This window comes from Halanaerobium congolense, from assembly GCF_004366375.1.
Lineage (GTDB): Bacteria > Bacillota > Halanaerobiia > Halanaerobiales > Halanaerobiaceae > Halanaerobium > Halanaerobium congolense.
In genome coordinates this window covers 1-10,322 of record NZ_SOEF01000054.1, presented here as the reverse complement: position 1 = coordinate 10,322, position 10,322 = coordinate 1, and the positions used below count along the sequence as shown (strand labels likewise).

Annotated in this window: 9 protein-coding genes; 5 read left to right on the top strand and 4 right to left on the bottom strand. The window is 25.9% G+C overall.

Annotated elements, in window-relative coordinates; all coding sequences use genetic code 11:
• The first annotated feature begins 543 nt into the window (after positions 1 to 543).
• The 3 genes from C7954_RS12870 (at position 544) to C7954_RS12860 (ending at position 5,759) form a co-directional block, all read left to right on the top strand.
• Positions 544 to 2,580, top strand: a complete 2,037-nt coding sequence (locus tag C7954_RS12870; RefSeq protein ID WP_134060234.1) for a hypothetical protein — start codon at positions 544 to 546, stop codon at positions 2,578 to 2,580.
• Positions 2,581 to 2,734: 154 nt separating this feature from the next.
• A complete protein-coding gene (locus tag C7954_RS12865; RefSeq protein WP_166635245.1) occupies positions 2,735 to 3,916 on the top strand; it encodes an SIR2 family protein in 1,182 nt (393 codons plus the stop codon).
• Between the two features lie 10 nt (positions 3,917 to 3,926).
• The gene (locus C7954_RS12860) at positions 3,927 to 5,759 is read left to right on the top strand and encodes an ATP-binding protein (RefSeq protein WP_133506111.1); all 1,833 of its coding nucleotides are present in this window, start codon (positions 3,927 to 3,929) and stop codon (positions 5,757 to 5,759) included.
• Between the two features lie 726 nt (positions 5,760 to 6,485).
• On the opposite strand, the gene C7954_RS12855 is transcribed toward C7954_RS12860, so the two are convergent.
• From C7954_RS12855 to C7954_RS12840, 4 genes are all read right to left on the bottom strand, one after another.
• Positions 6,486 to 6,764 (bottom strand): helix-turn-helix transcriptional regulator, encoded by a 279-nt coding sequence (locus tag C7954_RS12855; RefSeq protein ID WP_073160997.1) that lies wholly within the window; start codon positions 6,762 to 6,764, stop codon positions 6,486 to 6,488.
• Positions 6,765 to 6,775: 11 nt separating this feature from the next.
• Entirely contained in the window at positions 6,776 to 7,111 is a 336-nt protein-coding gene (locus C7954_RS12850) for a type II toxin-antitoxin system RelE/ParE family toxin (protein ID WP_089723387.1), read from the bottom strand.
• Between the two features lie 308 nt (positions 7,112 to 7,419).
• The gene (locus tag C7954_RS12845; protein ID WP_073160992.1) at positions 7,420 to 7,824 is read right to left on the bottom strand and encodes a type II toxin-antitoxin system VapC family toxin; all 405 of its coding nucleotides are present in this window, start codon (positions 7,822 to 7,824) and stop codon (positions 7,420 to 7,422) included.
• Positions 7,821 to 8,072, bottom strand: a complete 252-nt coding sequence (locus C7954_RS12840) for a hypothetical protein (RefSeq protein ID WP_073160990.1) — start codon at positions 8,070 to 8,072, stop codon at positions 7,821 to 7,823. The genes C7954_RS12845 and C7954_RS12840 overlap by 4 nt, the downstream gene beginning before the upstream one ends.
• Before the next feature lie 750 nt (positions 8,073 to 8,822).
• Here C7954_RS12840 and C7954_RS12835 point away from each other — a divergent pair.
• Both C7954_RS12835 and C7954_RS12830 read left to right on the top strand, forming a co-directional pair.
• Complete coding sequence (locus C7954_RS12835; RefSeq protein WP_133506113.1) at positions 8,823 to 9,947, top strand: tyrosine-type recombinase/integrase; 1,125 nt, start codon at positions 8,823 to 8,825, stop codon at positions 9,945 to 9,947.
• 2 nt (positions 9,948 to 9,949) lie between these two features.
• Positions 9,950 to 10,183, top strand: a complete 234-nt coding sequence (locus C7954_RS12830) for a hypothetical protein (protein ID WP_133506115.1) — start codon at positions 9,950 to 9,952, stop codon at positions 10,181 to 10,183.
• Positions 10,184 to 10,322 lie beyond the last annotated feature (139 nt).

Below are 10,322 nucleotides of genomic sequence, written 5' to 3'. Positions count from 1 at the left end.
TGGATAAATCAATTATACAGGAGATGGTGTTGAGATGGTACACTTTTCGATTAGCAGAACATTATTTTTGGTACACTTTTAGTTTAGCATATGCATGGAGTTTTGAACTCTATATGGAGTATTATATATATCATTACTTTTATTATTAATTTATATATGATTGTTTTATTATATAAATATTTTAAAAAACTTATAGAATACTTAGTTGATTCAGGTTATGTATTTAATAAATTAATTAAGATGGGGAAAACTACTATAAAAACAAATAAAAATATACAGGAACAAAAATCTAATTTATTTGATATAAATGAAGGAATTGGAGATATATTAGTTCATACTTCAGAAATAAAAAAGAATGAAATTATCAATGATTATTTACGGAATTATACAGAAATTATTATTGAATTATTTGATTTAATAGAAGTTAATTATGAAAAATTTATAAAATTAATTGCTAATGAAGATATTTTAGAAGAATGGGAAAAAAATAGTGAAGAGGCCACTCTAAAATTAGATCTTGTTCCAGAAGCACAATTTACGAATTTGAAAATTATTATAAACCAATTTTCAAGGCTCCATGAAACTTCTAAATCACAAAATAAAGAGGTAAGTAAGTTAAGTATATATTATTTACTAAATATATTAAAAAAGATTTCAAATAAAAAAAATGGAGGCATATTTGTAAGAATTATTTTAAATCGATTGTATAATATATTTAATGAAAATATAAATAATCAAATTGATACAATACACATGATAGCTGTTAAATGGTATATAAACTATTTAAGAATGGAAGATAATAGTTTTGAATATTTATACATTTATAATAAATCTTTCAAAAAAAACATATCACTAATTATAAAAAATAATAAAAAGAAAATATTTAAATCTTTAATTGGAAGTCTAATAGATGGCATATCAGTAGTTTATAGGAATGATCAAGCTATATATGAATATACAGGTTTATTACTATATAATAATTATCTTGAAGTATATAAAAATAATAAATTAGAAGAAAAAAATAAAAAGATAATTAACATAACTAACAAAATATATACTCCAAAGAATTATAAAAATTTCATTGAAGAAATTGAAAAGGTCAAAAAGATTTTAACTGAAAATTTAGAGTTAGAACAATTGAATGATAAGTTAAAAACATTAGAAGAAAAATTATATAAATGGGGAGCAGATAATTTAAAGTACAATAATATAATGGTGATATCTTGTTATATGGGGGCTTATTGTTTATTTGCCAAAAATGAAAATTTTATTAATGAGATATGGAATTATAAACAACCAAAAGATACTGTAGCCACTCATACAGGTCATAATATCTTTCCAGAAAAAATGGAAACAATTTTTTCGCTTATAATAGATTATAAAATTTTTCAAGAAAGATTTGCTTTTTTTGAGGAACATCATGATCTTGTTCCTTATATGAAAAAATATATAATGCTTCTTATTTTTAAAATACAAATTAATACGAAAAATGATTTAGCTAAACCTCATATAAATAAATTTAATTCTATTGAACTTGAAAATTTAAAATATAAAATCAACCAATTAAAAAAAGTTAGCAATAATTTAATTGAAGATAAAAATTTATTTGATATTCTGAAATTAAATAAAGATACAGATATTAATAAAATAAAAGAAAAATTAGATACATACTTTGATGAAATAATAGATCTTATATCTGAAAAACAAAATGAAATTTTAAAACAAAGTGAATTAAATGATGAAAAAATAGAATCATTTAAAAATGAATTTTATAAAAATTATTATGATAATTCAAGTATAAAAAATATGTTTAATGATTTAGATTTAATTAATATCAATCAGTCAAATAGAAAAAAAGAAAATGATTACTCGATACATCTTAAACCTAAAAGAAGTATTTTTATTAAAAATTGGTATGTTGATTATTCAATGTCAATAAAACAGAACGGTAGAATTTTTGCTAATGATGAAAATAAAATGTTAATGAATGAACTTGTATCTCTAAATATAAAAAATTGCATTAATATAGATTTAAACCAAGTAAGAAAAAGTATTGTTGATAAAATTAATAAATTTAATAAAGATATTAAAAGCAGTTCATTGTTTATTTTTATGACAGGACCCACTTATTTACCTAGGCATTTAACTGATATTGATAATTATAGAATGGAAAAAAATTCAACAGATTCAAGTACAATAATTACCGGTTATTTTAATGATAATGGAGTTGATATACCTGTTTACTATTTTAGAAATCGAGAAGTAAAAGATCAAATATTATTATTAGATTATAAAAAAATAGGTGAAATTAAACAAACAATTATTGATAACAATATTGACAAAAGCATAAAATATCAAAAAGATAATTTAAAATATTTTTTTGATTTTGAAATATTAGACTTAAATAATAAGGTTAATAGAGATAAATATATAGAAAACTACAAATATAAAGGAGAACCAGAAAAGTTAGAAAAGATTGTTTCAATTAAAATTTATGAAAATATAGAATTGGTTAAAGATGAAATCGGGGAATCAGGATATAAGTTAATAATTAATAAAGAAGATTCCGACATCGTATAACATGGGATTGGCGTCATGCCTTCTGTCATAAAGCTTGCAATATTAGGCAGCAAGAAATATGAAAGCAAGCTTTACGCCAGTTCCTGGCAGAAACAGGCACGAGCGCAAATCCCAGTAACGTTATATGAAATTGAATTTCAAAAGGGAGGATAACATGAAAGAATATATTTTTAAAAGCACTGAAATTTTAGATAAAGACAATGATATAGAGCTATTAAGAGATCTAAAAAAAATATTTGCCTCTTCAAATATTAATTTTCTATTAGGATCTGGATTTTCAGCTGGAATTTTATCTCCTTTAGGTAATATTGAAATATTTATAGAAAAAATAAGAAATAATAAAGAAGAGATAGAACAAATTAGGATATTAGAGAGCTGTGTGTTTTGGCTTTTTTTCCAAGAGAGTATTTATCCAATCAGTAGGCTATATAAAAATAAATCATTAATTAAAGACCATAGCAACTTTTTTGATGAATTAAATTCTTTAATTTTTACAAGAGGTAACACTATTAAAAATAAAAGGATTAATATTTTTACAACAAATTATGATCCTATAATTGAGATGACTTTAGAGAATAAACAAATAATATATAATGATGGGTTTACTGGTAGAATTTTTTCTGTTTTTAATACATCAAACTTTAATCGTAATTATTATTCTCAACTTATATTTTCTGATAATTTAGTTGAAATCCCTGTATTTAATATAATTAAATTACATGGTTCAACAACATGGGAAAATAAAACTAAAGAAAATGAAATAATATACCACAATATAGAAAATAAATTAAATAGATTTTATGAAAAATATAACAGCAAATTTTCAAAATATAGTGATTACCTAGAAGATATAAAAAGCATTAATAGTAATATTTTACAAGAGCTAAAGAATGTTAATCAAAAAATCTTAAGTAAAGAACAAGATTTAGAACGTATAGAAAATTTTTCTATAGAATTTTTAAAAGATTATAAAGAAAAATTTGAAATTATAAACCCTACAAAAGAGAAATTTAGAGAAACTACATTTAATAAAACATATCATGAACTTTTAAGAATTTATTCTAACGAGTTAGAAAAACAGAATACTGTATTATTTGTATTTGGTTTTTCTTTTAAAGATGAACATATTCTAGAAATTACAAAACGTTCATTAGGAAATCCAACTTTAAAAATCATTATATTTGCGTACGAAAAGAAAGAACTAGAAAATTATAAAGAAAAATTGGGTAAATTCAACAATGTTTCCGTTGTAGCCTTAGAAAAAGAGACTGAGGAATCAGGGAAATTAGATCTTAACTTTTTAACCAAAATTTTTACTTTAATTAATAAATTATGAGGGAGATATTATGAAAAATATAGTTTTAAAGATAGGTACTGTTGTTGAAGTAAGAGGTAAAAAAGTTATTACTAAGGTTTTTAATAAAAAAAATACATCTCATTTATTATATGATGGAGAAATAATAAAAAATGTGTCCGTTGGAAGTTATATAAAAATAAAAAATGGATATACAAACATTATTGGACAAATTGAAGGCGAATATATAAAAGAAGATCTTAAATCAAATAATCAATATGGGCATAAAAGTGATAAAATTAATAGATATCTAGAAATAAGTATAGTTGGCACCTTATCAAATGACAATGATTTTAACCATGGTATTTCTGAACTACCTATTGTTGGTAATGAAGTTTTCATATTAACACGTCAGGAATTAAATGCAATTTTTGCATTTAGTTCTAATAATAAAAATGCATTAAAAATAGGAAAAATAATTGGATATGATAATTATGAAATAAATTTAGATATAGATCGTTTACTTGCAAGTCATATTGGTATTTTTGGAAATACTGGAAGTGGAAAATCTAATACTTTAGCAAGAATATATACTAATTTATTTGAAAAACATAATAATAATGAGAGTTTTAATAAATCAAGTGAATACTTAATTTTTGATTTTAATGGTGAATTTGAAGAATCTTTTACTGATAATAAGAAAATTTATAATTTGTCTACTAGAAATAATAATGGCGATAAATATCCATTAAAAAAAGAGTTTATTTTGGATGTAGAGTTTTGGTCAATTGTAACTGAAGCTACTACTAAAACTCAAAAACCTTTTATCCAAAGAGTTATATCAAATATTAAAAGAATTGATCAGCAAAATAGAAATTTTTCGGATATATTTTGCAAAAAAATCGAGGATATATTAAAAAGATTATATGAATCACCTGAAAAATATATTCAGACCAAAGGAGTAGTATTTAATTTAATTGAAAACACATTTAGTGATATTGTTGATAAAACTTCAATTAAAATTCGTTTGAATTCAATTGGTTATCATATGAATAGTAACAAATTGTATTTACCACAAAGAAATGATTATTTTAATAATCAAGAAGAATTTAATCAATATATTAAACAAATTTTAGATCAACTAATAACTGAAAATTTAAATGTTAATTGGACTACTGATAATATAGACTATTTAGATTTATTAAATAATTTTTTGCTATTACAATATGTAGATGAATATTCAAAAGGATACATATATGAGGAACATATTGCGCCATTAATTAAAAGATTTGATAATAGATTTAAAGACATAAAAAAATTATTTGCATCAAAAAATGTTAATGATAAGAATATTAAAATTATATCTTTATTTAATGTTAATATTAAAATGAGAAAAATTATTCCCTTATTAATTTCTAAACAAATATATCAAGAACATAAATCAAATTATAAAGGTGATTCATCACTGAATATAATAATTGATGAAGCACATAATGTTTTGTCATATATGTCTGAAAGAGAAAGCAATATTTGGAAAGACTATCGACTAGAAGTATTTGAAGAAATAATCAAAGAAGGTAGGAAGTTTGGAGTTTTTTTAACTATATCAAGTCAAAGACCTTCTGATATTTCGCCTACATTAGTTTCACAATTACATAATTATTTTATACATAGACTAGTAAATAATTTAGATATACAAGCAATTGGAAAAACTATTTCATTTTTAGATTCTGCATCATATGAAATGATGCCTATCTTACCACAGGGTGCCTGTATTTTAACTGGAACAGCAATGAATTTTCCAATAGTTATTCAGGTAGATATTTTAGATGAAAAGTTACAGCCTAAAAGTCAAACTATAAAATTAAGTGAGTTATGGGAATGAAATTCAACTTCATATAACATGGGATTGGCGTCATGCCTTCTGTCATAAAGCTTGCAGGCTAACCAATCACGGATATGAAAATGCAAGCTTTACGCCAGTTCCTGCGGAACCAGTCACGAGCGCAAATCCCAGGAACGTTATACGCAATAATGATTAAACATCAGCAAATAAAAGAAAGAGAGAAAAGAAGGGTTGGGACACCGCTAACTGGCATGAATTAACTCCTGCAAATGAAGGAAATAATAATTGAAAGTTTTCAGTGGTTTAAACAATAAACCTAGAGGATTTTAATTTACAAAATCATTTACATATATCAGAGAGTAAATTAGTCACTGATTGATCTTCACGCACTTCGTGAAGATTTAATATAGTACAGAATTTATGAACTTTTTTGCTGGTTAGAAGTTAATGTCAGAAGTCAGTAAATTTAAGTAGGGAATAGTTTTTAACGCGGCAAGTTATTACAGCATATAACAGAGCATTGGCGCTGACTTGGTCTAAAACTTTGGTATAAAACGGCCGTTGCCCTTCGGGACATGGCTTTTGTCACATCTCTTGCAGCTGCTTAAACAAAAAATGTAGATGAAGAGCAAGAGATGCGCCAACCTAAAGAGCAGGACAGCCACGTCGCAAATGCTCAGGACGTTATATGAAACCGTAGCAAACGCTTCAACAACTAAAAATTTAAAGCATAAAGAAAACAGTGCCGTTGAACCTTCAGCACTGTTAATTAAATCTAATTTCAAGTTTTTTACCAAGTGCGTGAGCAACTTTATCAAGAAATTCAACACTCGGATTATAATCATCATTTTCTAGTCTGGAGATAGCAGACTGTTTAGTTCCAATTCTATCTGCTAATTCTTTCTGAGTTAAATTATTTTCTATTCTATACCTAATTATTTGTTTTTTTATTTCATACATAACATTCAGTTTTTCATATTCTTCTTTAACTTCTTCAGATTCAAAAAGTTGATTTTTAAGATCTTTATGATCTATAAATTTCATTTTGTTTCACCTCACTTGATAGAATTAAGTCTGTTAAGCGCAATATTTATTTCTCTCTGTGAAGTTTTATTAGATTTCTTCTTAAAGATATGCAAAAGAACAAAGATACCATCCTGATAATTTAAAAAGAAAATCCTAAATATATTAGAACTATGCTTTATTCGTAATTCCCAGAGATCATCATATCCCTTTAACTTTTTAAGATGTGGCATGCCAAGAAATAGACCAAATTCTTCTAGAAGTTCTATTTCTCTTAGAATTTTAGCCTTTTCTTTAGCTGACTGTTCTTTAATAAATTCAATTACTGGAGATTTATTATTTTCGGCATAATACTTAATTTTATACATAATCTATTCACTCTAATTTTTAAATTTATTATATCACATATATGTTATAAAAGGAAGTAAAAATTTAAGATTAAGCTTATATAAAACATTTATCACTGTATAAATGCAGGAATTTTTTTCTTTTACATGAAGTAAGTTAATAATTGATAGATTAATAGACAAAGCTACGGCATCATATAACATGGGATTGTGACGCCATGCCTTCTGTGTCATAAAGCTTGCAGGCTAACCAATTATGGATACGAAAAAGCAAGCTTTACGCCAATCAGGCACGAGCGCGAATCCCAGTATCGTTATCTGACATTGGGCTAAGTAATTACTGCTACTGGAACATCAATACTTTTAGCTGCTCTAACTAATCTTTTATCTAAAGTTACTAAAGTAGCATTTTTACGCCTGCTTGTAACTAAATACATAGCGTCATAAGTAGGATGACTTATCTTGCATGAAAGTGGCAAAGCTTCTTCAAAAATGTCTTTGGCATCAATAAACTGATCTACCATTTTATAAAGATATTCAATTTTTTTCATAATATCTTCTTTGCTATAATCTTGATATTCATGATATTTCCACAATGTATTACTAGCTTCATAAATAAAAAGAGAAGGAGCAATTACCCAGTCTGCATTATTTAATATATTTACAATTTCTTGTTGTCTTTTACCACCCATCACTATTTCAACAGCTGCACTTACATCGATTGTAATTCTCATCTTTCACGATCCTCTCTAACTAATTTTACAGGATCTAATATTTCTTCATCATTCTGTTCTTGATTGGTTTCTTCTTGTATTTTTTTTAGAAGTTGTTGACGACGTTTTTTATTTTCTTTTTCTATATTTAAAGCTTTTTCCAATAATACTATTGTTTCTTGGGTAATACTTCTTCTGTCGGCTTCAGCTAATTGGACAATTTCTTGATAAAGATGTTCTGGTAAATCTCTAACTTGTAAAGATGGCATAATAAAAACTCCTTTCGTCTAATGATTAATCTTTTATTCTAATTATATTATATCACTTAACACTAACGCATGCAATATGCATGTATAATGTGTTTTTGACATTTATGCAGGTATTTTTTTCTATTAAAAGAATTATATTAATAATGTTCTTAATTAATAAAGATAAGAACAGAGTCCAACAGTCGTATAACATGGGATTGGCGTCATGCCTTCTGTCATAAAGCTTGCAGTCCAACCAATAACGGATATGAAAACGCAAGCTTTACGCCAGTTCCTGACGGAACCAGGCACAAGCGCAAATCCCAGTAACGTTATGTGAAATATGCTGCTAAGAAAATATCTGCTCATATGAGGGTGTATGTCAAAAAAGCAGGCACCTCCTCGGATCTTCTACTTTTTTGACTCAGAATAAAATTTAAAAAATATAAACCTAAAGTCTATATAGTTCTTTTTTAGTAAATATTTTAGCTTTGATTTTATCAGTATATTATTACTAAAAGTATATAAGTGTTTTTATAATCTTAAACAATGGAATGCTGTAATATATTACGTTGAATTTTAAGTAAAATAATAAGGGTATAATATTAGAAGATATCTAGTGTATTAAAATAATAGTATTCATAGTATTTTAAGTGGTCTTTTTGTACGGTTTTGAACTACAAATAATTTATATATAGTTTAATTATTTGTAGTATTTATAGTAGTTTGAGTGCTATAATTAGTCATTACAGTATAGGGAGGCAACAAATAATGAAAGTAGTTAAAGTAATGACTGAAGAACAAAAAGAAAGGTATTATGTTTCTGATGACGAAGGTTTACCAATTCAAGTAGTATTGAAATTTATTAGATTTAAAGATAACACTAATTATGCAAGGAATAGTTTAAGGGCATATTGTTATCACTTGAAGTTGTATTTTGAATATTTAAATGAAAGAGATTTAGATTTTAAGGATGTTAGTATTGATGATTTATCTTTGTTTGTTAATTACTTGCAGAATCCATATAAGAGTTTAAAGATAATATCAATGGATAATGTTGGGGCGGCAAGAGAACCGATAACTATTAATATGATAATTAACACGGTGTTAAAGTTTTATGATTACATTTTAAGGCATGAAGAGTACAGTAATAATATTTCTGAGAGACTTAAAATGTTTGTTACAAGACCTGGAAGGAATTTCAAGGGTTTTTTGTACGGAATTGCTCATAACAAAAGAGAAGTGTTAAGTAATATTCTAAAGTTAAGAGTTCCAGAAGAAAAAGTAAAAACTTTATCCAAAGAAGAAATAGAAAGTTTAGTAAATGCTTGTAGTAACTACAGAGATAAATTTATACTTGTTTTGCTATATGAGACAGGGTTAAGAATTGGTGAAGCTTTATCTTTATGGATTGAAGACTTTGATGTAAATGAGATGGTAATTGATCTAAAAGATAGAGGAGAATGTGAAAACAGAGCTGAAATCAAAACAGTAACAAGTCCTAGAAAGATAGATATATCTCAAAATTTAGCAGATATGTTTATGGAGTATCTGGTAGAATATCATACAGCAGAAGTTAATACCAATCATATTTTTATTAAATTAAGTGGGAAGAATAAAAATGAGCCAATGAATTATATAGATGTGAATAATTTGTTTAGAAGGCTTAAAAAGAAAACAGAAATCTATGCAACTCCCCATATGTTTAGGCATAGTTCTCTAACACTTCTTAGAAAGGCAGGCTGGAAGGCAGAGCACCTTCGAATAAGAGCTGGACACAAAAATATATATACAACATTGAACACCTATGTACACCCTTCAGATGAAGAAATTAGCGAGGAATTTAGAAAGATAAGTTCTGATCTGGATCTTGGAATAATCAAGGAGGGTGAATAGTAATGGGGAGATTTCAATTACTTAAAGTAGACAGACAGCTAAGTAAGGAAGAACAAATAAATGAATACTTGAAGCAAGATAATGCTTACTGGTTAAATAATGATAAATGGGATTCTATTGAAGATATTTTTTATGGTAAAAGAATTAGAAGTAAGAGATATTATGATTTTTCTAATTTAAAAAGTAATCGATATAAAAATGAAGTTAAGTTCTATTTTTTCGGTCCAACCCCCTAAATATGGAGAATAAGTTTGTTAAGCTCACTCATTCTTAGTTTCTCATTTTTCTATTTAAGCTAATACTGGTTCAGCAACTATTTTTTCTGCTTTAGCCAGTTCATAAAATTTTGCTGGCGGCATATCATTAAGACTGCCA